This window comes from Roseovarius sp. A-2 (assembly GCF_002072155.1).
GTDB lineage: Bacteria > Pseudomonadota > Alphaproteobacteria > Rhodobacterales > Rhodobacteraceae > Roseovarius.
Window position 1 is genome coordinate 1 of the sequence record NZ_BDIY01000028.1, and the last position, 22,634, is coordinate 22,634.

Below are 22,634 nucleotides of genomic sequence, written 5' to 3' on the forward strand. Positions count from 1 at the left end.
AGTCCTCCAGGAAAGAGGGCTCGCGCTACTTCATACGCAACGAAAAAGTTAGAACGCCTGTTCCAGCCTGATCTGGCGACACAACGAAGGACACGGACGGCAGGCATCTATCACCCGTGTCCTATTACACGGAATGGCTCCATTTCTGCCGGGGCCATTTCCCTGTCTATAGCTACACTCGCCGCCGGAAAGCGGCACGGCTCACGATAGACTTAGGCCGGGACAGCCCACACACAGCCGTTGCGCAACCCGTCTTAAAACGGGATTTCGTCGTCGTGGTCTTTGCCTGCCGGCGCCGGCGCCGGGTTGGCCGCCTGGTCCTGGCCGCCGTCGCCCTTTCCATCCAGGAAGGTCATTTCGCCGTTATAGGGGCGCAGAACGACCTCGGTCGTGTAGCGATCCTGGCCCGACTGGTCCTGCCACTTGCGGGTCTCCAGCTGGCCTTCCAGGTAGACCTTCGAGCCCTTCTTGAGATATTGCTCGGCCAGGCCGACCAACGCGGTGTTGAAGATGGCGACGCGGTGCCACTCGGTGCGCTCGCGGCGCTCGCCGGTGTTGCGGTCCTTCCAGGTTTCCGAGGTTGCGACCGACAGGTTGGCGACTTTGCCGCCATTGTCGAAGTTGCGGATCTCGGGGTCCTGGCCGAGATTGCCGATGATGATGACTTTGTTGACGCTTCCGGCCATGTGATCTGCCTCCTGATTACTGAGTGATGCCGCGGACGGCGCGCATCACGGCGCCCTCGATGTGTGTGCGTGCGAGGGAGAACTCTCTACCAGCTTCGGGCTTGTCATGCTGGAGCGCATAGAGCCGGTCGATGATCTGATCTCCTGTCCGCTTTATGTCGTCGATCTGGGCCTTCTAGAGATCGCTCAGCGTCCGGTATTTCGACCGGGTGCCGCTGTTTTCCGCGCGCTGATCGTCAGTGCTGTTGAAACCTGCCATGGGATATTCCTTTTCAGTTGATGGCTGCTTGTCGGGGCTCTCCGTAAAGAGCCTGGAGAAGCAGCCGGGGCCGAAGCCCCGGCGCCGGGTTTAGGCCACTTCACGCGGGCGATACGCGCCGATCGCGGCGATGAAGCTGTCCGCCGAATCATCCGCGGCGCTATCTCCGCCGGCGGCTTCGTAAGCCTCGTTGTCCTCGAATTCGTCCGCGAATGCCTCCAGATACTGGTCGCGAGCCGCGTCGAATTCTTCGGGCGTCTGTGCGTCGAGAAAGTCGGAAGCGGTCGGAAAGTTTACGTTCATGTTCATGTCTTAGTCTCCGTATTTTGCCGGTAGCAGCCCCCGGCGGTGTGTGTTTCGTTCGCTGCTGAGAAGTAAATACGCCCGGCGGAGCGCGTTCAAAACGCTCCGCCGATTTTTCTGTTCACGCTTTGTTTCAATCCTGTTTCACCGGAACCTCCTTCGTTGGCGGACGGGCGACATAGACCCGGCCGGTCTTCATTTCGAGCACCGGACGACCCACTCGGACCGTCTGAGCCATCCCCGCCGGCTGGTCTTCGACGACATGGCCGGCGGGGACGAGGCGGAGTTCGAGCGGGCAGAACATCAGTCGTCGCCCAGAGCCGCATTCAAGTCATCGACCGCGGCATTGGGGTCGGTGGCGCGGTGCTCTTGGGCGGCCTTTTCCAGGGCGATGAGCTGGCCATAAATGCCGTCGTCCAGCTCGGCCTTCACCTCGTCCGGAACCTTGGCCCAGGCCTCATCGACGGTTGGCGCATCCTTGCTCTCCGCAACAGCCAGGAGACGCTCGCGCCACTTGCTCGCGGTCGTGTTCGCCTCAACCCGAAGAGGCTTGACGGTGAAGTTTCCGCGCGCATTTCGAGCCGTCGCCAGGTTCAGGGTGCGAGGTTGGGTCAGGCCCTCCATTTCGAGTACACGGATCCCGCCGACATCCGCGCCGCCGAAACGGACCTTCGGATCGCACCAGATCGTGCAGTGGAGGCCGATCCATTTCGAGGCATCCAGACCCCACACCAGGCCGAGGATGCGGCGCACCGTAAGCGCCGGCTTCCACGGCTTGCCGTCGTCGCCATCGAAGTAGAGCCACAGCGGCTGCTGGGGATTCTTCTCGTCCAACTTCACATCCCGGATCCGGATTGTCCGCGGTCCAGAAAGGAGGTCGTAGGCGTTGAGCTGATCGGTTTTTCCGACCATGGTTTTCGTGATGTCGATTGCTTTGGTCATGCTACCAATACTCCGTTTTCGTCTTCCATTTCTTCCTGACGCAAGCGCCATGCGGGCAGTCCGATCGGGCGGATGTCGCGCGAATATCCGGGCCACTGATCACGGCCGATTGCGTCCGCAAGCGCGTTCAAATCCTCGCGGATTTCGCGACGGCCGATCTCCATAGAGATCGGGTCGAGCACATAGACGGCATTCAGATACGGGGCCTTCTTCTCTACCGCGCCGAACACGAAATGCTTCGGCACCTCGAGACCTTCAGGCAGCCGCTGACCGCTCTGCTCGATCGCCTTGCGCAGGCCATCGAGGTAGAAAGGCGCCTGGACATAGTACCGAAACTTCTCGACAGACCGCTCGAACGAATGCTCGCGCGCGTCGTCGGTGGTCTTGAGATCGAAGACGACATCGCCGACCCACAGATCTGGGCGACAGCGGCAAAGGAGGCCCGTCTCTTCGTCGCGCCAGTATGCCGACAGCTCGGCCTTCCCGCGCGGGTCAGTCAGCAGCTTGCGCATCTTGGGATGTTCGAGAGCGGCGTCACGCATGCCGCGAACATCGCGCCACTGCGCCGGCGTCAAAATCGTCTTACCTGCGGCCTCTTCGGCGTGCATTGCCTTGAGATCGTCCAAGATCTGCACGCTCGGGTCTGCCTCGCGCAGGCGGTCGATGAGATCAGATTTCTTGCCGCTGACCGGGAGCCCGTGCTCTTTCAGTCGGGCCTTCAGATCGTCCGTTGTCGCGAGCGCATCGGGCCACTGCGACCCATCGAACGGGAGCGCGAATTCCTTTTCGAACTGGTCGGGCTCGAGCAGAACGCCGTGCTCTGCGCTGCCGACAACCATTGCCGCCGTCTCTTCGCGTTCGGCTCCGGCTGCGCGCTGTTCTTGCGCGAATTTGAAGTGTGCGAGAGAGCGCCGGACGACGTCCAAGCTGCTCTTCGACACACCAGGGCCGCCGTGGTATTCCGCGTTCGATTTGCCGGCGAAAATGCCGAGCGGATGATCTTCATTGCCTGTCATGGACCTACTCCGTACTTGCGTTTTTTCTGGTTGATTTGCGTCTCGAGTATCTGGATTTCCGAGTTTGCCCGCGTCAGCTTTTCGACTGCCTCTTCGCGGTCGATGAGGGCGATCTCGAGATCGACAACGGACGCGCCGAGATCCCGCCATTCGTCGAGCGGCATGCTCTCTCGAACAAAGAAAAGGTCTCGCAGTCGCATCTTCGTCTCCATCGTTTCAATGGAGATACGCCCCGGTGAGGTCGGTCCAAAACGCTGGGGCGAATTTCTTCAGGCCGCGAAATCCGACTCGCTGATCGACGGAAAATGACGAAGCGCCGCGACGAGAGGGATGTAGCTCGCGCCAGATTTCCGCGTCTGAAAGCCGATCTCGCGCACGACATTCATGAGCTCATCGTTCGAGGCTTTTGTCGTCACGCGAGCGTCCGCCGCGGCGATGAAAGTCCGCAACATCGACAGCACATCGGAGGCAGGAAGATCAGCATCTTCAGCGAATGCGCTGATGTAGCGGATCAGGTTTTCTCGGGTCATGGCGGTCTCCAGTTCTAGGGTGTGTCTTCAGGACATAGAGACGCGATCAGCCATTCGGAAACGAACGGGAAAGCCCGCCGCAGGCGCGCCTGGGAGGGTCCAGGGAGGGGCAGCGCGTGCGCCACTTCCCTGGGAACGGAGAGGGGTCCGGGGAGAAGCGTGGAGCGTGTCACCCCGGTCGGCAGACAGCCCCGTCGGAGACGCGCTGGAGAGGGTTCGGGAGAGGGGTGGCAAGAAACCCCTTTCCCGGGAGCAGGGGTCCAGGGGAGTGCGGAACGATGCCCTGGCCTCCCCGGAGGGGTCCCGCTGAAAGCGGCCGCCCGGCGAGGGCCGAACGGGCTGTGCTGAACGAACCCGGAGGGTGAAGTGCAGCCAGCTTAGTGAGTATCCACTCCGCACCAAATTGGAGCGGCGAACGGATTGGGGCTCCACCTCCCGTCAAAGGAGCCCACCATGACACAGAAGCAACACCCCCTCGTATTCGGCATGCGCGCGATCTGGCCAGGCCAACTCTCCAGGATCGAAATGCACCAGACCAGGACCGGCGGAGACCTGTCACATATCCGCCCTGGCAGGACGCATCTCAATGCTTTCCTGATCGGTGGTCCCGAGTGGCGCGAGCAGCTCGAGGAAGACATTCGGCGCGCGTCTGAGCTGAACCACAGGCACGCCTACGCCGCGCGTCGGTGGGTCAGGAAACGCAAGAAAGAGGCTGCCGAGATCCGTCGCGCTGGGCCGGTCGATCCGTGGAAGCGGGACCGCGCCGAAGGACCGTTGCGCGAGTTCATCTTCACCGCCAACAAGAAGCACTTCGAGGGTGACACTCCAGGCTTCTCAGACGCGGAGAGAGAGGATGTGTTTCGCCGATGCTTCTTGCGTGCTTCGAGGGATCAGTTCGGCGAGGCGTGCGTCGCAGCGTGGGAGGATCACGACGAAGAAGGTTATCATATCCACGGAGTGTTGGCTCCGTGGGTGATGACCGAAAGCAAGCAGGGTGGAAGACAGCGCCGTCTCGAACCTTCATCCATTCCGGTCGTGAAGAACTACGAAGCCGGTCACGATATCTTCGCGAAATACTTCGAGCCAGCCGGACTTGTTCGCGGCGAGAAGAGAGCCGAAAGGCGACGGGAAGCCTTCGAGGCGGAGGGCAAATCGGAGCTGCCGGCACAGAATACTTCGTGCCATGACTGGCGCGCCGATGAAGCCGTTCGGCTCGACGAGAAGCGCAAGAAAGCGGCCCGGGCGTGGGTCCAGGCGCGGAAGAAAGAAGCCGCGGCGCGCGAGGCTCAGGCGCGCGCAGATCGGATGGAGAAAGAGGCGCGCCAGGCGCGGGCGGAGGCCGCGGCACAGGCGCGCCGGGACCGTCAGGAGCGCGAGGCCCGGGCCGCGGAAATCTCCAGACGAGAGGCCGCCGTAGAGAAGCGCGAAGAGGCTGCGACCGTGAAAGAAACGGATCTCGCGCGCCGCACCAAGCTCTTCGTTGAAGACCTCAAGAAATTCGTCGATTTCGGCGACGCCATACGTGCGGCGGCGACGAAACTGGGTCTCGGCGATCACCCTCTGGTCGCCGGCGGATTGCGCGCGCTGCAGGGAATGCGCGACCTCTTGGTGAAAGAGAAACAGAAAACCGAGGAGAGGTGACGGGACCGATATTCTCGGTATGTCTGTCTCTCTACGGCCATATCAGAAATCCGACGTAGATAACCTGCGCACCGCTCTCCAGGGCGGTGCCAGGCGCGTCCTTTTCGAAGCCTCTGTCGGCTACGGAAAGTCGGTCGTCATCGAACATCTGGCCGCCGCATACTCGGCCGCCCGCCGCCGCGTCTGGGTTCTGTCAAACCGGTCGGCGGTTGTGGGCCAGCTGCGCGATCGGGCCGGCGGAATGCCGGGCGTGGAGGTTATGACAGTGCAGGCGGCTGATCGGCGGCGGGCAGCCCTGGCAGCAGATCCGGCACATCTGGTCCTGGCGGACGAGATCCACATGGGTGGCTCTGGGCCGCAGTATGGCCGGGTGTTCGACTGCGCGCCTGGTGCGACGGTCATCGGCTTCACGGGATCGCCACGCGGATCGACATTCGAGGTTCTGCCCGCCCATGTTCCTGGTCGAGACGCGGCGTGGCTGACCCAACAAGGATACCTCTCCCCTCTCCGATATGTCTGCCCGGATGTTCTCGACATGAAGGGCGTTCGGAAGCGCAACGGCGACTTCGATCCCGCCGCGGCAATGGCCCGAATGGAGGAGGGCAAGATCTTCGGGAAATCTCTCGAGACCTGGAGAGAGTTCGCACTGGGCCAGCCGTCTCTTGGCTTCTGCGTGAATGTGAAACACGCCATGGAGACCGCCGACGCATTCCGCCGAGCCGGGCACAAATGCGAGGTCCTGGTCGGCAAAGACAGCGATGATGAGGTGCGCGAGAAAATCGCGTTCCTCGCCGACGGCGGCTTGGTCTTTTCTGTCGACAAAGTTTCCGCAGGCTTCGATCTCCCGGATCTCCGCGCAATCATCTCTCTACGCCCATCTGAGTCGGAACAGCTCTGGGTCCAACAACTCGGTCGGGTTGCCCGGGCCGCTGACGGAAAGGATTTCGGCCTGGTTCTTGACCATGTCGGAAATGGTGATCGCCTGGGCACGCTGACTGAGAAGCGCGACTGGCGAAATCTGAGCAAGACGCGGGGCCAGAGGAAGGCGGAAGACGGCTCCAACCTCGCGACCCGCACCTGCGAGGAGTGCTACCACCTTTTCGAGGCCGGCCCCAAGAAATGCCCGCAATGCGGGGCCGCCTTGGAGAAGGATCGGCGCATCCCAGCCGATGAGTCTGTGCGCCTCCGGGCGATCGAAGCCGATGAGCTGGAGGCACGCCGCAGCGAGGCGAAAGCTCTGCGTAAGCGCCAGGGCCAAAGCATCCGGCAGATGTCGGGATGGCTGGGCTTCGACAAAGCCGTGGCGAACATGAAGGCGCGTCACGCCCGCGCGACCCGGCAGGGTGATGATCTGGTCCGAGAGTTCGCTGAGCGTGAGCTGCGATCCTATGGGCGCGCACCATGAGCAACGCCGAAACCGACATCCACAACCGCATCCTGGTTGCACTTTCCCGAGAATTCCATCCCAGGGGCATATTCTGGCGTCAGAACGCTGGCCGGGTCAGATCAGACCGCGGCGCCTGGATATCGCTTGGACCGACCGGAATATCCGATATTGTCGGTGTCCTGGACGGCAGGTCGGTGTTCGTCGAAGTGAAGACCGCGACAGGCAAGCAGCGCAAGGCCCAGAAGAATTTCCAGGCCGCTGTCGAGAGGGCTGGCGGGCTTTACCTGGTCGCGCGGTCGCCGGATGAAGCCATCTCAGCCTTGGCAGACGCGACGAGACGTTGAAAAGCCGCGTCATGGTCGTAGAGAAGCTCTTGCCGCTTGACATGACTGACAATCTGGCCGCCGCCCAAGTGCCACCTCATAGTCCATGAAGACCCAACTTTTCGCGCTACGAGGTGGCAGGCGACGCGATCGCCGGGCCAGCAGACGTGCGGCCAAACTTGTGCTAGCGGCTTGCGAGCCAACGCCCGGACGAATGCCCGGGCGGAGGTGTGAATGCGCTTTTCGAGAGTCGGTGTCATTTCCAGCTAGCCTTTATGCTCTTCTCTCGCTCAAGTCGCGCTTGCGCAGTGCTGACATACCCTCTTGACCACGCTTCCAGCGCGTCAAGTTTCGTTGAGTGCTCGTAAGTCGTGCTCAGACCATGACCGCGCGCAGTCCAGCCGCGAGCATTTCTCTCGGCAAGAACTCCTGAGCGGTCGGCGGCGCGATACGCCGCACTAGTGTCTGCTGCTCTAAGTATCGCGGCTCTGGCCGCCTCGATGCGATCACTCATCCTGCAAACCTCCCGTCGCTTCCGAGCACCGCGATGACGATGTCGTTCGGGTGCATCTTTTTGAACGCTGCGCGCGCCTCGGCAGCAGTCGGATATAAAGACTTCGGCAAGTCACCAGGGAGCGCGATGCCGCCGGGCTTTATTGTCCAAAGTATATACCAGAAGTTAGGGAAAATTCTGTTTCTCATTTGTCTGTCTTTCTTTGCTGTTTGTGCGTTCCGTAATCTCTCTTGACTACACACAATAAATGGGTAAAAGCGCACTCATCTCAAAACAAAAAGACAGAAAAAGTTTTCATATAATTCAAATGTTTGCGATTTTCTTAGGATGAGTTCAAAGCCGCCACCGCAACCGCTTGAACACCAGCCGCCCGCGCAAGCTCTTCAACCCACACCCAGCCCGCTGCCAGTTTCATTGTCTGTCTGTCATAGCTGACCATGTGGCCTTCGAACCACATCATCACGACACGGCCGCCAGCGTGGATCCTGACCCGATCCGGGCCCGCCTTGAAGCGGGCAAGCCATTTCAGGCGTTCGTGTGCGCTCACAGGATATCTTCCAGCTCATGGAAGCCCTGAGCTTCCAGGGCGGCGCGGATGTCGGTCATCGCATCCTCCTCGATCCGCCGTACGCGAGCACGGCTGATACCGACTGCCTCGCCGATCTCATCGAGAGAAACGAACTCTTCCGAGAAATGACGCATCCGAAGGATTTTCTGAGTGCGCTCTGGCATTCTGGACATGGCGTCGAAAACCGCGCGGCTTGCGGATTCCGCAGATCGCTCGGAAACCAGGGCCTCTTCTGGCGTTGCCCGATCATCGGAGATCTCACTCCAGCCGGCCTCTTCGTCGTCGCCTTCAATGCCGTAGGTCACCCCGTTCACAGCGCGATACCGCTCCAGATCTTCGTATTCAAAGCCCTCATCCAGGCAAATCGACTCTTCCTGCTCGCGCGTGAGCTTCACGCCGTGGGCCTCCTCAATCTCGCGGATCGGCTCGATCACGGCGCTGACCAGCCGCTTAATGCGCCGGCTCCTCGGGATGCGGGTGACCGCGCTCGTCTCGTCGAAATACAGCGCAATCTGGTCATGGATGTAGAACCTCGCCAGCGTGCTGATCGAGTGACCGAGGCCGGGGTCGAAGTTATCGAGGCAGCGGAGAAGGCCGATATTGCCTTCTTGGATGAGGTCGGAAATGTGAGCTCCGCGGCGCTGCCGGCTCTTTGCCATCCGGATCACAAGAGGCTGATACGCTTCGACCAGGCGCGCCCTCGCACGCTCATCGCCCCGCTCAAGCCAGGCGCGGGCGAGGCTCAATTCCTCGGATCGGTTCAGCATTTTCGTGCGGGGCATTCGGATGTTCCCTGTTCGTTTCTCAGGAAATACGCCCCGCAGATCTCGGTCCAAAATGTCGGCCGAGATTTTTCTCGAAGCAGCCCTGGTATCCATTTTTCTGTCGCTGTCTGTCTCTCTCGCACGACCGGCAGTTGCCGCGCGTGAGCCTCACGCCATCGACCCGGTATCGCTTCGTCGGGAAATTTTCTTCCGGCGCTGGGCGGCGACATGTCGTGCATCGCTTCCACCAGCGGCCCTGGGTGTCGGTCCAGTGACCGCAGTGCTCGCGGCGATGGTCTCCAGGGCGCAGCGCTTCCAGGTTCCAGAGCTTGTTGTTTGTGCGGTCGCCGTCTCGGTGATGGATCTGATAGCCGTCCGGGATCGGTCCGTGGGCACATTCCCAGACATGTCGGTGCTCGCCGGCGATGCGGCCGTCCGACAGCTTCAGTTGCGGATATCCGTCGCTGCCGACCCAGCGGGCTATGACTCGATTCCGTTTCATACATGGGAGGTCGCGCCCGGGTCAGGAACTCGCACAAAAAAAAGGCCCCGGCCGAAGCCGGGGCAGGTGGTGGATATCTTCGTAATTCAGCGATTATCACTCGGCGGCAACGGCTCGCAGGTGTCGGTGAAGATGCTTCGTCGGACTCTCGTAAGCCTCTGCGGCCATGGCGCGGTCTGCATCGTATTTATCGAAGTCTCGGGTAGCCCACAGACGAACACGGGCGCCTCCGGAAAGCCTGACACGACCGAGGTCGCCGCCGCTCTTCTTCTTCAGAAATTCTGCGATCTGTTGGGTCGTCATGCGCGGGCCCTTGGCCTCCCCGATCGCGGTCAGCGCATCGCGCAGATTGACCACTCGCCGGTCGAACGGCGCGGCATCAGACTGCCACGCGTCATCAAGCCAAGCTTCCCATCCGCCCCGTGTAGCTTTCTGGACTACGCCCTTGTCTTCGGTCTCGGGGGCGTTGCCGGCTGGGTTGAATTGCGACAGGTCGCGGTTCGCGAGGAAGTGTGCAAACCCCGCAATGTCCGGCCCGTTGATGTATTCATAAAGCGCTTGGTATTCAGCGTCGGAGCGGCGCTGGGCGCGGCAGATGATGACGAAATACCGACGATCTTCATCTTCGATAAATGCAGCATTCTCGTGGTTGCTGAAAAACAGGAAGTTCGTCACGTTTGGGATCCAGTATGGCTTGACGTTCTTCTCATCGACGTAGACCTCTTCCTGCGTGATCAGCGGTTTCAGCTTGTTCGCAGTATCTTTCCGGTCGCCGCACATAATCTCGGGGACACATACGAACTGCGCCCGTTTCATGAATTCATTGCGGCCCGTAGCTACGGCACCATCGTCAATCGTCGCGAGGTTATAGGAGCCGAAAAGGCGCTTCATTGCGATCCGCAGAGTATCTTTTCCGACACCGTGAACAGCCGAGATGATCAGCGGTGCCCACACCACTTTCTTTCCGGGGTTCTGGTAGCAGTATGCAAGCCAGTCGGTCAGGGATCTGGCGAGATCCTTGCGCCCGTCGCACAGATAAAGGACGTGATCCAGCATCGGCTTGGGGTCGCCTTTCGCCGGCTTGAGGTCAGACGGCCGCCAAGTGTTCAGCCATTCAACACCTTCGTCGTGGGCGATCTCTTCGTGGACACCCGGCATGTATCGCTCATTGTGCACGCGCTGGGCCCGAGCGTCCCGCGCAAGAAGCTTCATTGCATCGAAGGGATTTCCCTTATCATCGAGAGGCATCGCGTGAGACTGAGCGAAAGACAGGGCTCTCGTTGAGATCCAGTCCCGCGCATGACGGTCCCAAACTTCGTCTCGGCGCGCGGCATATACGTAGCGCTTGCGGAGCATCTTCATCGCCGCGACCAAATCGTCACCATCGTCATCGTCGATACCCAATTCAGCCGCTTGGGCCTCTTCCTGGTCGCGGTTCGCAAGAACCCACCACACATGCTCGGGCTCGAATGAAGAAAGTGATGCCAGCAGATCGCGCGCAGCTCTTATGTCTGGGTCATCTTCCCCATCGTCATCGCCGCTGGCATCGCCCTCCTCGATCACGCGCTTGACGGTTTCACCGCTCACCCCTTCACCCTTCTTTCGGATACCCGCGATGGCTGTTTTCTGGAGGGCAGAAGGACGGCGGCTCAATGCCGGGAGTTTCTTTTTCATAGCATATATCCACTTGCTTTATGTGCCTGTTTTTCTCTTCCTCTTGGGCCACCCCCGGGAGCTACCCGGGGGCTCAACAGGTCCAAGTGGAAGGGCAGCCTCATCAGCCGCAGAGTGGATATCGTTCCCTATTCATCACCTCACAACAAAACATGTTCACGTTATGTTTCATTTATGTCAGCGGGACAGACGGGACACTGTGGGACAGACGAAATCCCGGTGTCTGTCCCAGCGTAAAGCACTGTTTTTATTTCTTAATTATCTTCTGGGACAGATGGGACAGAGAAAATAGAATACTCTTACGTGAGAGACATACTTAGTTGCGCATAAGTGAGTCTAACTATGTATGTGTTTATATGAGACTGAGCCGAAAATTACTGTCCCATCTGTCCCAGTCTCGATTTTCCCTTTCATTACCTGCGTTTAACGCGGGACATAGGATCTGTCCCACGTCATATTTGAGTGTCCCAGTGTCCCAAATCCGCTTCGCCCAATCCTGATCAGGCCAATGTCCATCCCGTCGCGGTAAACTGGAGGCCCGAGTGACAGACATACAGACAGCGGTGGAGCACGATCTCAGTCTCATTGCGGGGAACCTCGATAGCGCGTTTCCCGAGTGCGCACCGACGATGATCATCGCCACCGGTCAGCAGGGCTTCATCGAGCACCGGGTTATCGCCAACATCATGGTCGACTATGCCGGTCACGTGACTTTCACCGGCCCGGTCGTCGAGAAAGCGTACCTCTTCCTCCACCTGTTCAACTATGAGGTTCGATGGCACCGCGGCGCGCCGATGACATACACGCTCTGCGGATGCGCCCGACGCCTCAGCGCGCATGAGCAGATGAAGGCACTCGAACGAGGAGATCTGCTATGATCCCGATCGAAGCACGCATCGACGAACTGGAATCAGACCTGGGCCGGGTCGCCGCTTGGCTCGAATACCGCTTCCCGGAGCTCGGTCGGATCCGCATTCACAGTGCGCTGCAGGACCCGGGTGTGCCTTACCGCAAAGTTGCCGCGGTGTTGGTCGAGGCAAACGGCGAGGGTCTGGGCCTGGGGCTCGCTGTCACAGAGGCAAAGCGGTGCATGGGCCGCTACGACTGGCAGATCCATTGGTATAGCGGTGCGTCCATCGCGGCGAGCGTCTGGTCGGATGCCACGCCTTTGCGCCCCGCGGATTGGGTGAAGACGCTCACATGGTTGGAGGATGGCGACCCGGTTTTCGGGCCGGACTGAGAAATTTCTTTGTCGCCAGTTTGGGTGGCCATCTCCCGGGGCGTATCTCCTCAGAGAAACAGACAGACAGAGGAGATTTGTCATTGATGAAAGACCGTGGTGATGAGTTCAAACAAGACCCGGCAGAGCTACTACGCTCCCGGACAAAGTCTTGCGATGTGCCGGAAATTCCAACTGACCCGCGCGACTTTCGCAACATGTCAGCCGAGCGCGCGGCACTGATCGCTTGGATGAACGGTATTCCATTTGAGCCGGGAGAGGAAACCGGCTGCGGCGTCGAAGAGTGCTGCCCGAGTTTGCCGAAAGAGCTGGAAGATGCGGCGATCCAAGAGCGCAAGGAGAGGCTTATCCAAGAGATTGTGCTGATGAAGTCCTTTCTGCGCGGCGCCAATGCTACCGAGCATCGACTCCGAAGGCTTACTGCTGAACAGCTACAAAAGATCCTCAGTCTCGCAAAAGGAGACTGACATGGTATTCGACTTCATCGGAAAGACTGCACAGGGACGCAAAGCTGGTCTCTCGTGTTGCCGTGGGGTCAGGTGCAGCTGTCGCGCCGCACACACTGGGCCGTCGAATGGATGCGCCGCGGGACGATGGTTGGGCGCCGGTGAACATTTCCGCTGAAAAGGACCGATATTCAACACAGTAAGCCCCTGGGGACCCTGGACCCCCGGGGTGTTGTTATGCAGGGGGGCGAGTGCCCGGCATTTTCGGACATACAAGCCGCGCAAAACCGCATTTCGCTTCTCTATCCAATCCAGGCACAAGATGTGGAAGCCCTTGTAGGCTTGAAGGTTTGAATGGCTGACGATCCCGAGAAAAACGAAACCGTATCGTGGAGCACTGCGAAGCTCGCCAATGTTCTCTGCGTCTCGACCAGGCGCGTCCAACAGCTCGCCGATGATGGTGTCGTGAAGAAGATCGGCCACGGCAAGTATGACCTCGCCGCATCCATCCAGGGCTACATCGAGTTCGTGAAAGCCCAGGGCCAGCCGAAGGATGAAGACGCAAAAGGGCTTGAGAAAGAGAAGATCCGACTGACGAAAGCCCGCGCCGACGAGGCCGAACTCAAGCTGACGATCTTGCGCGGCGACGCCGTGCTCATGCCCGATGTCGAGGCCCTCATCGCTGAGGAATACGGATCCCTTCGCCAGGGCCTTTCGCAGTATCCCGCCAAGGTCGCGTCGAAGGTGTCTTTGATGACGGAGGCTGCCGAGGTCCAGGCCTTTCTCACCGATGAATTGGAAGAGACCCTGGGCGCGCTGACCGCGGACCAGCCGGATGGGCGCAAGCCAGAGACCCGCAGCCTGGATGGGCTGGAGGATGAAGATGACAGCACCGGCGACTCTTGACCGGGCCCGGCGCCGTCTGTCTGTCTTGCGGCGCGATGTGCTTGCGCCTCGCGAGCGCCTGACGCTTTCGCAATGGGCTGACCGCTACGCCGTCCTGTCGCCGGAGACCTCGGCCGAGCCGGGCCGGTGGAAGACCCTGCCATTCCAGAAAGAGATCATGGACGCGATGTCGGATCCGACGCTGCCCCTGGTGGTGTTCCGGAAGTCTGCGCGCCTGGGCTACACCAAGATGCTCGATTGGCTGGTCGGGTATCACATCCACTGGGATCCGGCGCCGATCCTGTTCTTTCAGCCGACCGAGAAGGACGCGAAGGATTTCGAGGGCTCCGAGATCATGCCGATGATCCGGGACATCGAGGGTATCCGCGAGCTGTCGAACATCAACCCGAACGGGAAATCGAAAGAGGAATGGCACACCAAGAAGTTCCGCAACGGTGCGTCGCTGCGTCTGCGCGGCGCTCACGCCGAGGATAACTTCCGACGCCTCACGACGAGGATCAACCTGGGCGACGAGATCGACGCTGAAGCCTGGAACCCCAAGCCTGGCGGTTCGGACAAGCTGCGCCTTCTCGCTCGCCGCGGCACGACTTTCTGGAACGCGAAGCAGATCTTGGGCTCAACGCCCACCGCCCCGGCATCAGAGGGTGGTCGGATTGACGGCCTGTTCCAGCAGTCCGATCAGCGATACTACCATGTGCCGTGCCCGCATTGCGGCCAGGAGCAGAAGCTCATCTGGGGCGGCACGCCATCGGGCGATGGGCCCGGCCTCAAGTACGAGAAAGACGGGGAAGAGATCCGCGCCTGGTATGAGGGCGAGTGCGGTTGCGTCATCGAGGAGCGCGACAAGCTTTGGATGATCGAGCGCGGCAGATGGGTTGCCGAGAACCCCGGCGCCTCGATCCGGGGTTATCATCTGTGGCAGATCTACTCGACCTTCCCGGCAGCATCCTGGCGGCACATCGCGGCGCAATGGCTCGACGCGAAAGAGGCGGCTTCGGCGCAGATCCGGAACTTCAAGAACGAAGTCCTGGGCGAACCATACTCGACAGCAGCCGCCACCGAAACCGCCGACGAGGAGACGCTCTACCAAGCGGTGACGGACCTGGGCGATGCCGAGGTGCCGGCCTGGGCTCGCGCTACGGTGTGGGGCATCGACCGGCAGAAGGGCAGCGCGGACGGTTCGGAAAGCTATCTGGAGGCAAGCCTCTGGGCGTTCGGCCCTGGTCGTCGCCCTTTCTTGGTCAGTCACTGGGTGCTGGACGAATACCCGCAATCCGACCCGCGCTGCTGGGATGCGCTGGAGAAGCTCGCGACCCGGACATTCACGGACACGAACGGGAGACCTCGGAAAGCCGATGGCCTCGCTATCGACCACAATGGCGGCGATGCACAGCGCGTGGTTTCCTGGCTCGCCAGGATGCGGAAGATTCCCGGCCGGAAATACTGGGTGGCGGTGCGCGGTCAGTCCAAGGGCAACGGCGCCAGGGGTAAGACGATCTGGCCGCAAGCTGCGGCGAAAAGGTCTGACTTTCTCTACACCGTGGATGTCGATCTCGCGAAAGATGAGATCGCGGATGTCTTGGCGAGCGGTGCTATCGAGTTTGGTGTCGGCGGCATTGATGGATCTGTCTGTCTGTCTGATCCGGCAGAACTGGAGCGGTTCGTGTCGCGCATGCTCTCCGAAAAAAGGTATCCCGTCCCGGGTGGCGGAACGAAATGGGTGGGCCCGAAAGGGAAAGGCCGCGACGGCAACGAGCCTTTCGACTGCCTGGTATACGCCTGGGCGCTGACCTACGGCATGGAGCATCTGCCGGGCGGTCTGCGCTGGCGTCGCACCTTCGCGCCGGATCCGATTGTTCGCGTCGATACTGTCGATGATGAAAGGGAAAGCCTTTCCGAGCGCGCGGCGGCCGATGCGCCGCGCCGTGATCCAGAGCCTGAGCCGACTGCGGAACAGACAAGACCAGCTCGACCAGGCTTGAAACGCATCCGACGCCGTTTCTGACGAACGAGACGCCAGGGCAGGACCGATATTCCCAGTAACCAGGGGTATCGTCCATGTCATCTCTCTATGAAGACTACACCACGGAAGAGCTTAAAGCCCTTCGCAAGCGCATTCTCGAAAAGCGCGCGGATGGCAAGCTCTCCGTGACATACAACGGGCAGTCCATGTCGTGGGCGAGTCCGGCGGCAATGCTGGTCGTTGCCAATGAAATCCAGCGCGAAATCCGTAGACGCTTTGCCGTCGAGAATGGGCTCAAGCCCCTTCCCGCGACGCGTGGTCGGATGCTGCGCCCGCTGTCCAGGAGCGCCATTTGATGAGCACCAGGAAGAAGATGATGCGCTCGACTGCCCCTCGCGCGTATGGTGTGATCGGCACCGGGTCGACGTTCCCACCGCGTGGCGATCTCAACATTCTCGAGAAGATCGGCGATCGAAAGGACGTCTCGATCGGGACTGGTGCGGGCATCAACACCGCATTGCGGGGGAGCCATGGCGCCTTGGTTTCGATGTCCAGGAAGGCCGTTCGAGATCAAAGCATCGCGTCGCACGCCGTTGATGTCCTGACAGACTATGTCGTGGGTGAGGGTCTCCAGCCCTCGATCCCTGACGATGACCTCGAACTTCTGCGTCTGTGGCGTCGTTGGACGAAGTACGCCGGCGCCGAAACCCTGGTCGACTTTTCCGAAGTCCAATCCACCGCATTCCGCGAGATGCTTGTGGGCGGCGATGCGTTTGGCATTCTTCGTTATCGCCCGGGCGAGCAGTTCGATAGCCTCCCGGTTCGCCTGCAAATCCAGGTGGCCGCTGCCGAGATGGTTCCTTACTGGACAAATCTTCGACAGCCGGACGGTTCCGCGATTTCCGGCATCCTGTATGACAACTACAACGTAGCTTCGGCTTACTATGTTTTCACTCGCCATCCTGGCGAGTTCCAGATGCTGATGAATGAGGGTGCGCCGAAGACGGTCAAGCACGAGGCGCGCGACGTCGCTCACCTCTTCATGCCCGAAGAGGCCGGTCAGCGCCGCGGAGTGCCTGCTCTTTCGAAGGCCCTTATCGCTCTGGATGACCTGGAAAAATACCTCGGCGCCGAGCTTCTTCGGAAAGTCCTGGCCGCGAATATCAGCTACTGGCTCCAGCTGCCTGACCTCACTCCTGAAGAAAAGGAAGAGCGTCGGGACATCCTCTGGAATGAAGAGACCCAGAAGTATGAGAATTCGGTCGGCGAGGAGGTCGAGCCGCCTGACGAAGAGACAATGGTTGCGCCGAAATCCGGCACTGTCGGAATTCTCCCGCCCGGTGGAGAAATCAAGCAAATGGCACCGGCGGAGTCTGGTAACAGCTTCGCGCCCTTCCTGCGACATATCCTCATGCAGATATCGGCCAGCCTGAACCTGCCGATCGAGTTCCTGTTCGGCGATTTCTCTGGCGTCAACGATCGCCTCTACAAGGCCGTCGCCGCGAAGTTCGAGCGCCACATCCAACGCCAGCGAAAGGTTCTGGCCGCTCGCTTCCTGAACCGGATCTGGAACACCTGGATCCGGACGGCGGTCGCAGATGGATCTTGGAAGATCCCGTCCGGCAAGACCATCGAGGATTATCTCGATCCTGAGTGGGTGGGCCAGCCAATCCCGCAGCTTCACAAGCTGCAGGACGCGCAGGCGAACGGCGTCGAAGTGGATCGCGGGTGGATCACTGGTAGCGACGTCATCCGTAAGCGCGGCGACGATCCGGACCGTGTGCGCCGTGAGCGTCTCGATGACCTGGTGAAGGATATCGAGTCCGGCGTCGCGGCGATCCCCGACCATTGGACGAGCCGAATGATCAAAAAGCATCTCGGCTGGTCCGAAGAGGAAATTTCCGAATATCGCGCGCTCACCGAACGGGCGGCGGAATAAGGACCGATATTCCCGGTAAGCAAAGGAACGAGCAAAGCATGTCCGAACAAATCGAACGCCCTGGCAATGTCGTGTCGCTTGCGGATTACCGCGAGATGACCGGTGCTGCATCCGGTCCGAAGGCGGCCGGCTTTGAGATCAAGGCTGCTGCCGAAGATGGCGGTGAGACCGAAGTCTGGCTCTATGGAGAGGTCGGCTGGGAGATCCGCGCAGATCGCGTGATCGCCGCGCTGAAAGATATCGACTCCGAAGACCTGACCATCCGTTTCCGCATCAACAGCCCTGGCGGTGATGTGTTTGAGGGATATGCCCTCGGCAACTTCATCCGCGGCATGAACGCCCACACGATCGGTCAAGTCGATGCGCTCGCCGCGTCGATGGCATCTTTCCTCGCCGTGGTCTGCGATGAGACGGTCATGCACTCCAACAGCATGATGATGATCCACGAGCCCTGGACGATCACTCTTGGTTCTGCCGACGACCACACCGCTACCGCCACGCTTCTCTCCAAGCTCGCCGGCCAGATGATCGCCGAGTACGATCGCAAGCGCGCCGATACTCTGGGTGAACTCGAAGAGGGCGCCGAAGATACCGGAGCCCTGGTCAAGGCAGAGACCTGGCTGACGGCCCAGGAGGCCGAGGCTCTTGGACTGGCAAACAGCACTCTGGACGCTGTGGAAGTTGCCGCATGCGTTCGTGCCGACACGCTCGCCGCATTCCGCAATGCTCCGGAAGAGATTTCCGAGCTTGTCATGGTCGGAGAGGAAGAGGCTCCGGCCGATCCTGAAGACGAAAAAGAGAACGCCCCCGAGCCGGATCCGGTTGTCGAGGGTCTGAAATCCGCGGCTGACACCGCGGTCAGCACGGCGCGCGATGACGCACCGGCTGAACAAGCGCCTCGCGTCCGCGTGAGCGTATTCGAGCAACTCAACAAGCGCAAAGTCTGAAAGGCAAATAGATGAGCACCATCTTTTCCAACTCTGACTTCACTGCCGCGCAGCTCACCACGCGGGCGAACGATGCAGTGAAGACACCCTTCGTGGAGACGCTGGCACGCCGGCTGTTCCGCGAGCGTTCGATCGCCGGACCCACTGTCCAGATCGACCGTGAATCCTTCGGCACGACCCGTCTGCCGAAAGTTGCCCGCGGCACGACCGCTGGCGCACAGGTATCCACGCGTTCGCGCGACACATACGCCAAGAACGGCATCAAAATCGGCGACAAGCTCGTCATCACGCCCGCCCAGATGGACGGTGTCCGGATGACCGGCCTTCAGTCCGGTGACGCGATTGCACTCGAGTCCCTGAACAGTCTGGTCGACCAGGGCCTGGCCGAGAAGTTCGCCAACATGGACTACACCGTCGAAGAGATGTGCATCCAGGCCCTTCAGGGCATTGTGATGGACCCGACCGACGGCGTTACCCCGGAGGCGGACTATCCGAGCCTGTTTGGTGTCGCACAGCCTGGCTATGTCGACCTTCTCCTGCGCGAAGCAAATCCCGAGATGGGCGCTCTTCGCGGCCGCTTCCGCACCGCGCTGAAAAACATCCGGAACGGTCTCGGCGGCCTGATCCCCACGGGCCATGTTGCTTTCTACGGCTCCGATGCCTGGGAAGACTTCCAGGATCACCCTGAGCTCCGGGATGCGTTCCAGCGGAAGGATGATGGATCGTTCCTGTCTTCGAACAGCTTCGACTCCGTGCGTTTTGCTGGCATCGAGCATGTCGAGTATCGCGGTCCTGGTATCGCTGCCGACGAAGTCATCATCGCTCCGATGGGTATCCCCGGTATGTTCGATCTCGACTTCTGTTCCGGCGACAAGCTGGGCTTCACGAATGAACCCGGCGAGCCGCGCTATGTCATTCCGAAGAACCAGAACGATCCGTTCCAGGACTTCGGCGAAGGCGCCGAGTGGGAGCTTTCGAGTGTTCCGCTTCCGGTCAACCTGCGCCCCGAAGCGGTCCAGCGTTGCTACGGCGACAACACCACGCCGGCAGAATAAGGCCCGACCCTTGACCCCGCCAACAGCCCCGCCCCTTGACCGGGGCGGGGTTTTTCATTGGAGCCCTGGATGACCATCGCAGAAGACTTTCTCGACGCCATGTGCCCCGTTCCTGCGACCTACTCGCGGGGCGTGGATACTGCCGAGCTGCGCGCGGCGATCCAGGAAGCTGATAAGGCGTTCAAGACAAGCCGGCGTGATCAGCTAATCGCCTCGGACTGCTCCGGCGTCATCTTGAGAGATGCCCTGGTTCGCCGCGGCGGCCGCCTGACGCTGACGGATGGCACGGAATACCGCATCGACAGGGTGATGAATAGTGGCGTGCCCGGCTTGTCCGACCTCGCCCTGGTGCGCCTGAATGGAGTGGCCCTACCGGTCTATGACGCGAGCCAGGAAATCCCCCTGGATGCGACCGTCACGCTGGATGGCGCCGAGATCCCCGCGCATGTGAACCCGTCCGTGGAGGTCGAAGAGATCGGCGATGACGGCAGCCGTGTGGTCGTGTCCAGGATCATGGTGGCGATCCGGGCCGAGGATGCCGCCGGCGCGCGGCCCGGATCTGTGGTGGTTGTCGACGGCGAGGCCAGGCGCGCCGCGCGCGTGATGAATGACGGCCTGGGAATGGTGAAGGTGCTGGTATGAGTTTGAAAGGGTGGGATCCGGACGGCTTCGTGAAGGACTATGAGCGCGACCTGCTCAATGCGCGCAAGCGAGCCGGCCGGAAGGTCGGAAGAAAGATAGCTACCAAAGCCAAGCGCGCCCTGGGAAGTGTCGATCGCATCCGCAAGAAACAGATCGAGCCAAAGGTCGCAAAGAAGACCGGCAGTCTGATTCTGAAAGACTCTGGCCCTGATGCCCGGGTTCGTGAATACGGCGCCGAGATAAAGGCAAAGGGTGGCGGCATGCTTCGGATCGACTTCGATTCCGAGACTCGGGGTCAGGAGGGATCTTTTATCGCCCCTGGAAGTGATGGCGCACCCCTTATTTACGCCGGCGAGGGCGACGATGCCCGACCGATCGCAATCCTGAAAAAGCGCGTCAAACGAAGCGCCGTATCGAAATCAAAGCGTCTTTCCGACATCGCCGAAGATCACTTCGACGATTACCTGGACCAGATTGAAGAGGAAATTGAAAATGGCTGATGCTGCAGATGCCGTGGTTAACGAGGTGGTTTCCGTTGCGCAGAGTCTCGGCCTGCCTGTCGAGATCGACCGTCCCTATGACTTCGACGAAGAAGAGCTGCCCCTGGTGGTCGTTCACACGCAAGATGAAGAGTTGATCGACGAAGAAGGCATGCCACGCGAAGCCTGGGATGTGACATGGCGGATCGCGCCGGTCATCGAGGTCTGGGTGCGCGCCGATGATCCGCTCACGATCCGATCGACGCTTTCCGGGCACTGGTCGACGCTTCGAACAGCCATCCGCGACAGCAATATTTTGTCCCTGGTGCGCGGTGGATCTCGTCCTGGCCTGGTGAAGAAGAAAGAAGAGATCGAGGGTCGCCCTGGCCTCGCCGGCTTCTCTGTTGAAATCGAGTGCGAGATCGAACGGGATTAACTCAAAGGACCGATATTCCCTGTAACTGAACGGGAGTATCGGCATGAGCCTGAAGAATATCCAAAATGTCCGCGCGATGGCTGGAGAAGGTTATTTCCAGCTCACCGGCGAAGCTTATCACATCACCCTCGGCCATACCGAGAGCCTCAACGTGAACCACGAGGTTTCGCGGGAAGACATCTATTCGGCAATCACCGGCGTTCGTACGCTCGCGGATACCGACGTCACCGAGCAGAAGGCCACCGGCACCGCGGTCCTGCGAGAAACTGGTGCGAGGAATGTCGCATACGCCGTCATGGCGCAGCGCGGCGATCTCACGCAAGCCGCCGAGTCTGGCCTCACTCTTACCGGATCCGCCGTGAAAGGCTCTGTGTTCGACCTCGGTCGCCTGGATGTGTCCGTCGTAACGCTCACAGATGGAACCGATCCACTCGTTGAAGGCACGGACTATGAGCTCGACGCGCAGGCCGGCACACTGACGTTCGTGACGGCGCAGACCACATTCGATCTGGTATACGACTGCGCCGAGATCACGGCCGGTGACGATCAATCGGTGCTGCGGGCGTTCTCCGCAGCCGAGGGCATCGAAGGGCACCTCATGGTTGTCCAGCGCCAGCCCCGCGGCGGCAAGCGCTTCAAGTATACCGCGAAGGTCCGCATCTACCCAGACGGCGCCCTCACGCTTCACAGCGACAGCTCTGATAAGGCCACCGTGCCGATAACCTTCGATGTTATCGAAGACGCAAGCAAGCCGGAAGGTGAGCGCTTTGGCATCCTCCAGGAGGTCAAGAACGGATGAAGCTTTCTGAGCATGTAAAGATCAGCCCGGCATCCATCCCTGTCGCCAGCATAACGTTCCGTGATGGGGTGCTCGACATCTTCGCGCCGACTGGTGCGGACCTGTGCTGGCTCTTGTCCAAGTCACAGGCGTTCGGTGATGCACTCGAGGGTGCCGCCGATACCCGCCTATCCAGCCTTCTGGCCGCCGTATCTGACTCTGGACCCGAGATCCTGGAGAAGCTCCTGACGATCGCCACGGGTGAAGACGCTGAGACCGTGCGCGCCGCGCATTTCAGTCTGGCAGAAGAGGTCGAAATCCTGACGGCGCTCTTCGAAAACGGGGTTCCGGAGGCGCTGCGGGGAAAGCTCCTGGCCGTCGTGGCCGAGTGGATGGAGACGGCGGCGGAGACCCTGGACGAAGCCGGGGAGTCGTCGGAGCCTGGCTGAGGATTTTCGACGGACTCATTCGTCGAAACCACGACCCCTATGACATGACGCTGCATCAGTGCGTCGCGTTTTATGAAGAGGGACAAGCGGATCAGTTGAAGAACTGGCGCATGCAAGCGCACATCGCACGCGCTGCGCAGGCAACGAATGAGAGCTTCGACCGCTTCATCGACAGCCTGAATCCCGACGCCGAAACCCCGGAAGACGAAATCCCCACTATAGATTTCTCCGAAATGGACTGACGA

31 protein-coding genes are annotated in these 22,634 nt (G+C 60.5%); 19 read left to right on the forward strand and 12 right to left on the reverse strand.

The window, feature by feature from the left end:
• Positions 1-254 precede the first annotated feature (254 nt).
• Positions 255-686, reverse strand: coding sequence for a single-stranded DNA-binding protein (ssb, locus tag BHD06_RS20180; RefSeq protein WP_080458767.1), 432 nt, complete (start codon positions 684-686; stop codon positions 255-257).
• A gap of 106 nt (positions 687-792) precedes the next feature.
• On the opposite strand from ssb, the gene BHD06_RS23230 reads away from it, so the two are divergent.
• On the forward strand, positions 793-966 hold the full coding sequence (locus tag BHD06_RS23230) for a hypothetical protein (RefSeq protein ID WP_217805699.1): 174 nt from the start codon (positions 793-795) through the stop codon (positions 964-966).
• 69 nt (positions 967-1,035) lie between these two features.
• Here BHD06_RS23230 and BHD06_RS20185 read toward each other — a convergent pair whose 3' ends face one another.
• The 6 genes from BHD06_RS20185 to BHD06_RS20200 form a co-directional block, all read right to left on the reverse strand.
• Complete coding sequence (locus tag BHD06_RS20185) at positions 1,036-1,254, reverse strand: hypothetical protein (protein WP_080458768.1); 219 nt, start codon at positions 1,252-1,254, stop codon at positions 1,036-1,038.
• A 127-nt stretch (positions 1,255-1,381) separates the two neighbouring features.
• Positions 1,382-1,552, reverse strand: coding sequence for a hypothetical protein (locus tag BHD06_RS23885; protein ID WP_176214423.1), 171 nt, complete (start codon positions 1,550-1,552; stop codon positions 1,382-1,384).
• A complete protein-coding gene (locus BHD06_RS20190) occupies positions 1,552-2,190 on the reverse strand; it encodes a hypothetical protein (RefSeq protein WP_080458769.1) in 639 nt (212 codons plus the stop codon). The genes BHD06_RS23885 and BHD06_RS20190 overlap by 1 nt, the downstream gene beginning before the upstream one ends.
• The gene (locus BHD06_RS20195; protein WP_176214424.1) at positions 2,187-3,206 is read right to left on the reverse strand and encodes a PD-(D/E)XK nuclease-like domain-containing protein; all 1,020 of its coding nucleotides are present in this window, start codon (positions 3,204-3,206) and stop codon (positions 2,187-2,189) included. Before BHD06_RS20195 ends, BHD06_RS20190 begins: the two co-directional genes overlap by 4 nt.
• Positions 3,203-3,406 (reverse strand): hypothetical protein, encoded by a 204-nt coding sequence (locus BHD06_RS23890; protein ID WP_176214425.1) that lies wholly within the window; start codon positions 3,404-3,406, stop codon positions 3,203-3,205. Before BHD06_RS23890 ends, BHD06_RS20195 begins: the two co-directional genes overlap by 4 nt.
• Positions 3,407-3,475: 69 nt before the next feature.
• Positions 3,476-3,736, reverse strand: a complete 261-nt coding sequence (locus BHD06_RS20200) for a hypothetical protein (protein ID WP_080458771.1) — start codon at positions 3,734-3,736, stop codon at positions 3,476-3,478.
• A gap of 453 nt (positions 3,737-4,189) precedes the next feature.
• Between BHD06_RS20200 and BHD06_RS20205 the strand changes: the two genes are divergently transcribed.
• The 3 genes from BHD06_RS20205 to BHD06_RS20215 are packed head-to-tail and all read left to right on the forward strand — an operon-like array spanning position 4,190 to position 7,108.
• Positions 4,190-5,377, forward strand: a complete 1,188-nt coding sequence (locus BHD06_RS20205; RefSeq protein ID WP_080458772.1) for a hypothetical protein — start codon at positions 4,190-4,192, stop codon at positions 5,375-5,377.
• 19 nt (positions 5,378-5,396) lie between these two features.
• Positions 5,397-6,782 carry a DEAD/DEAH box helicase gene (locus tag BHD06_RS20210; RefSeq protein WP_080458773.1) on the forward strand — a complete coding sequence of 462 codons (1,386 nt, stop codon included), beginning with the start codon at positions 5,397-5,399 and terminating at the stop codon, positions 6,780-6,782.
• Positions 6,779-7,108 carry a VRR-NUC domain-containing protein gene (locus BHD06_RS20215; protein WP_080458774.1) on the forward strand — a complete coding sequence of 110 codons (330 nt, stop codon included), beginning with the start codon at positions 6,779-6,781 and terminating at the stop codon, positions 7,106-7,108. Before BHD06_RS20210 ends, BHD06_RS20215 begins: the two co-directional genes overlap by 4 nt.
• A gap of 489 nt (positions 7,109-7,597) precedes the next feature.
• Here BHD06_RS20215 and BHD06_RS20220 read toward each other — a convergent pair whose 3' ends face one another.
• The 5 genes from BHD06_RS20220 to BHD06_RS20240 all read right to left on the reverse strand — a co-directional run bounded on the left by BHD06_RS20220 (position 7,598) and on the right by BHD06_RS20240 (position 11,109).
• Entirely contained in the window at positions 7,598-7,789 is a 192-nt protein-coding gene (locus BHD06_RS20220; RefSeq protein ID WP_080458775.1) for a hypothetical protein, read from the reverse strand.
• A gap of 134 nt (positions 7,790-7,923) precedes the next feature.
• Positions 7,924-8,148: a hypothetical protein gene (locus BHD06_RS20225; RefSeq protein ID WP_080458776.1), complete on the reverse strand. Its 225-nt coding sequence runs from the start codon at positions 8,146-8,148 to the stop codon at positions 7,924-7,926.
• Positions 8,145-8,951, reverse strand: a complete 807-nt coding sequence (locus BHD06_RS20230) for a sigma-70 family RNA polymerase sigma factor (RefSeq protein ID WP_176214426.1) — start codon at positions 8,949-8,951, stop codon at positions 8,145-8,147. The genes BHD06_RS20225 and BHD06_RS20230 overlap by 4 nt, the downstream gene beginning before the upstream one ends.
• Before the next feature lie 22 nt (positions 8,952-8,973).
• Positions 8,974-9,435, reverse strand: coding sequence for an HNH endonuclease signature motif containing protein (locus BHD06_RS24840; RefSeq protein WP_080458778.1), 462 nt, complete (start codon positions 9,433-9,435; stop codon positions 8,974-8,976).
• 96 nt (positions 9,436-9,531) lie between these two features.
• Entirely contained in the window at positions 9,532-11,109 is a 1,578-nt protein-coding gene (locus BHD06_RS20240; protein ID WP_080458779.1) for a primase-helicase family protein, read from the reverse strand.
• Between the two features lie 542 nt (positions 11,110-11,651).
• Here BHD06_RS20240 and BHD06_RS20245 point away from each other — a divergent pair.
• The 15 genes from BHD06_RS20245 (at position 11,652) to BHD06_RS20315 (ending at position 22,631) form a co-directional block, all read left to right on the forward strand.
• A complete protein-coding gene (locus BHD06_RS20245; protein WP_080458780.1) occupies positions 11,652-11,987 on the forward strand; it encodes a hypothetical protein in 336 nt (111 codons plus the stop codon).
• Complete coding sequence (locus BHD06_RS20250) at positions 11,984-12,349, forward strand: hypothetical protein (RefSeq protein ID WP_080458781.1); 366 nt, start codon at positions 11,984-11,986, stop codon at positions 12,347-12,349. Before BHD06_RS20245 ends, BHD06_RS20250 begins: the two co-directional genes overlap by 4 nt.
• Before the next feature lie 86 nt (positions 12,350-12,435).
• Positions 12,436-12,816: a hypothetical protein gene (locus tag BHD06_RS20255; RefSeq protein WP_080458782.1), complete on the forward strand. Its 381-nt coding sequence runs from the start codon at positions 12,436-12,438 to the stop codon at positions 12,814-12,816.
• Positions 12,817-13,149: 333 nt separating this feature from the next.
• Positions 13,150-13,701, forward strand: coding sequence for a hypothetical protein (locus BHD06_RS20260; protein ID WP_080458783.1), 552 nt, complete (start codon positions 13,150-13,152; stop codon positions 13,699-13,701).
• Complete coding sequence (locus tag BHD06_RS20265; protein ID WP_176214427.1) at positions 13,673-15,706, forward strand: terminase gpA endonuclease subunit; 2,034 nt, start codon at positions 13,673-13,675, stop codon at positions 15,704-15,706. The genes BHD06_RS20260 and BHD06_RS20265 overlap by 29 nt, the downstream gene beginning before the upstream one ends.
• A gap of 53 nt (positions 15,707-15,759) precedes the next feature.
• Entirely contained in the window at positions 15,760-16,020 is a 261-nt protein-coding gene (locus tag BHD06_RS20270; protein ID WP_080458785.1) for a hypothetical protein, read from the forward strand.
• Positions 16,020-17,603: a phage portal protein gene (locus tag BHD06_RS20275; RefSeq protein WP_080458786.1), complete on the forward strand. Its 1,584-nt coding sequence runs from the start codon at positions 16,020-16,022 to the stop codon at positions 17,601-17,603. Before BHD06_RS20270 ends, BHD06_RS20275 begins: the two co-directional genes overlap by 1 nt.
• A 38-nt stretch (positions 17,604-17,641) precedes the next feature.
• Positions 17,642-18,550, forward strand: coding sequence for a head maturation protease, ClpP-related (locus BHD06_RS20280; RefSeq protein ID WP_080458787.1), 909 nt, complete (start codon positions 17,642-17,644; stop codon positions 18,548-18,550).
• Between the two features lie 11 nt (positions 18,551-18,561).
• Positions 18,562-19,605 carry a major capsid protein gene (locus tag BHD06_RS20285; protein WP_080458788.1) on the forward strand — a complete coding sequence of 348 codons (1,044 nt, stop codon included), beginning with the start codon at positions 18,562-18,564 and terminating at the stop codon, positions 19,603-19,605.
• A 69-nt stretch (positions 19,606-19,674) separates the two neighbouring features.
• Positions 19,675-20,247 (forward strand): hypothetical protein, encoded by a 573-nt coding sequence (locus BHD06_RS20290; protein WP_080458789.1) that lies wholly within the window; start codon positions 19,675-19,677, stop codon positions 20,245-20,247.
• 29 nt (positions 20,248-20,276) lie between these two features.
• Entirely contained in the window at positions 20,277-20,747 is a 471-nt protein-coding gene (locus BHD06_RS20295) for a hypothetical protein (RefSeq protein ID WP_217805700.1), read from the forward strand.
• Positions 20,740-21,162, forward strand: a complete 423-nt coding sequence (locus tag BHD06_RS20300) for a hypothetical protein (RefSeq protein WP_080458791.1) — start codon at positions 20,740-20,742, stop codon at positions 21,160-21,162. The genes BHD06_RS20295 and BHD06_RS20300 overlap by 8 nt, the downstream gene beginning before the upstream one ends.
• A 43-nt stretch (positions 21,163-21,205) precedes the next feature.
• The gene (locus tag BHD06_RS20305; protein ID WP_080458792.1) at positions 21,206-21,961 is read left to right on the forward strand and encodes a hypothetical protein; all 756 of its coding nucleotides are present in this window, start codon (positions 21,206-21,208) and stop codon (positions 21,959-21,961) included.
• On the forward strand, positions 21,958-22,389 hold the full coding sequence (locus BHD06_RS20310) for a hypothetical protein (protein WP_080458793.1): 432 nt from the start codon (positions 21,958-21,960) through the stop codon (positions 22,387-22,389). Before BHD06_RS20305 ends, BHD06_RS20310 begins: the two co-directional genes overlap by 4 nt.
• A gap of 44 nt (positions 22,390-22,433) precedes the next feature.
• The gene (locus tag BHD06_RS20315) at positions 22,434-22,631 is read left to right on the forward strand and encodes a hypothetical protein (RefSeq protein WP_080458794.1); all 198 of its coding nucleotides are present in this window, start codon (positions 22,434-22,436) and stop codon (positions 22,629-22,631) included.
• The last annotated feature ends 3 nt before the right edge of the window (positions 22,632-22,634 follow it).

Excerpts from the sequence above, each read along its gene's own strand:
- BHD06_RS20230 (WP_176214426.1), bottom strand. The coding sequence starts at position 8,951 with ATGCCCCGCACGAAAATGCTGAACCGATCCGAGGAATTGAGCCTCGCC.
- BHD06_RS20275 (WP_080458786.1), top strand. The coding sequence starts at position 16,020 with ATGAGCACCAGGAAGAAGATGATGCGCTCGACTGCCCCTCGCGCGTAT.
- BHD06_RS23890 (WP_176214425.1), bottom strand. The coding sequence starts at position 3,406 with ATGCGACTGCGAGACCTTTTCTTTGTTCGAGAGAGCATGCCGCTCGAC.
- BHD06_RS23885 (WP_176214423.1), bottom strand. The coding sequence starts at position 1,552 with ATGTTCTGCCCGCTCGAACTCCGCCTCGTCCCCGCCGGCCATGTCGTC.
- BHD06_RS20305 (WP_080458792.1), top strand. The coding sequence starts at position 21,206 with ATGAGCCTGAAGAATATCCAAAATGTCCGCGCGATGGCTGGAGAAGGT.
- BHD06_RS20290 (WP_080458789.1), top strand. The coding sequence starts at position 19,675 with ATGACCATCGCAGAAGACTTTCTCGACGCCATGTGCCCCGTTCCTGCG.
- BHD06_RS20285 (WP_080458788.1), top strand. The coding sequence starts at position 18,562 with ATGAGCACCATCTTTTCCAACTCTGACTTCACTGCCGCGCAGCTCACC.
- BHD06_RS20215 (WP_080458774.1), top strand. The coding sequence starts at position 6,779 with ATGAGCAACGCCGAAACCGACATCCACAACCGCATCCTGGTTGCACTT.
- BHD06_RS20240 (WP_080458779.1), bottom strand. The coding sequence starts at position 11,109 with ATGAAAAAGAAACTCCCGGCATTGAGCCGCCGTCCTTCTGCCCTCCAG.
- BHD06_RS20265 (WP_176214427.1), top strand. The coding sequence starts at position 13,673 with ATGAAGATGACAGCACCGGCGACTCTTGACCGGGCCCGGCGCCGTCTG.
- BHD06_RS20270 (WP_080458785.1), top strand. The coding sequence starts at position 15,760 with ATGTCATCTCTCTATGAAGACTACACCACGGAAGAGCTTAAAGCCCTT.
- BHD06_RS20220 (WP_080458775.1), bottom strand. The coding sequence starts at position 7,789 with ATGAGAAACAGAATTTTCCCTAACTTCTGGTATATACTTTGGACAATA.
- BHD06_RS20260 (WP_080458783.1), top strand. The coding sequence starts at position 13,150 with ATGGCTGACGATCCCGAGAAAAACGAAACCGTATCGTGGAGCACTGCG.
- BHD06_RS20250 (WP_080458781.1), top strand. The coding sequence starts at position 11,984 with ATGATCCCGATCGAAGCACGCATCGACGAACTGGAATCAGACCTGGGC.
- BHD06_RS20205 (WP_080458772.1), top strand. The coding sequence starts at position 4,190 with ATGACACAGAAGCAACACCCCCTCGTATTCGGCATGCGCGCGATCTGG.
- BHD06_RS20185 (WP_080458768.1), bottom strand. The coding sequence starts at position 1,254 with ATGAACATGAACGTAAACTTTCCGACCGCTTCCGACTTTCTCGACGCA.
- BHD06_RS24840 (WP_080458778.1), bottom strand. The coding sequence starts at position 9,435 with ATGAAACGGAATCGAGTCATAGCCCGCTGGGTCGGCAGCGACGGATAT.
- BHD06_RS20300 (WP_080458791.1), top strand. The coding sequence starts at position 20,740 with ATGGCTGATGCTGCAGATGCCGTGGTTAACGAGGTGGTTTCCGTTGCG.
- BHD06_RS20310 (WP_080458793.1), top strand. The coding sequence starts at position 21,958 with ATGAAGCTTTCTGAGCATGTAAAGATCAGCCCGGCATCCATCCCTGTC.
- ssb (WP_080458767.1), bottom strand. The coding sequence starts at position 686 with ATGGCCGGAAGCGTCAACAAAGTCATCATCATCGGCAATCTCGGCCAG.
- BHD06_RS20255 (WP_080458782.1), top strand. The coding sequence starts at position 12,436 with ATGAAAGACCGTGGTGATGAGTTCAAACAAGACCCGGCAGAGCTACTA.
- BHD06_RS20195 (WP_176214424.1), bottom strand. The coding sequence starts at position 3,206 with ATGACAGGCAATGAAGATCATCCGCTCGGCATTTTCGCCGGCAAATCG.
- BHD06_RS20315 (WP_080458794.1), top strand. The coding sequence starts at position 22,434 with ATGACGCTGCATCAGTGCGTCGCGTTTTATGAAGAGGGACAAGCGGAT.
- BHD06_RS20190 (WP_080458769.1), bottom strand. The coding sequence starts at position 2,190 with ATGACCAAAGCAATCGACATCACGAAAACCATGGTCGGAAAAACCGAT.
- BHD06_RS20200 (WP_080458771.1), bottom strand. The coding sequence starts at position 3,736 with ATGACCCGAGAAAACCTGATCCGCTACATCAGCGCATTCGCTGAAGAT.
- BHD06_RS23230 (WP_217805699.1), top strand. The coding sequence starts at position 793 with ATGCTGGAGCGCATAGAGCCGGTCGATGATCTGATCTCCTGTCCGCTT.
- BHD06_RS20280 (WP_080458787.1), top strand. The coding sequence starts at position 17,642 with ATGTCCGAACAAATCGAACGCCCTGGCAATGTCGTGTCGCTTGCGGAT.
- BHD06_RS20210 (WP_080458773.1), top strand. The coding sequence starts at position 5,397 with ATGTCTGTCTCTCTACGGCCATATCAGAAATCCGACGTAGATAACCTG.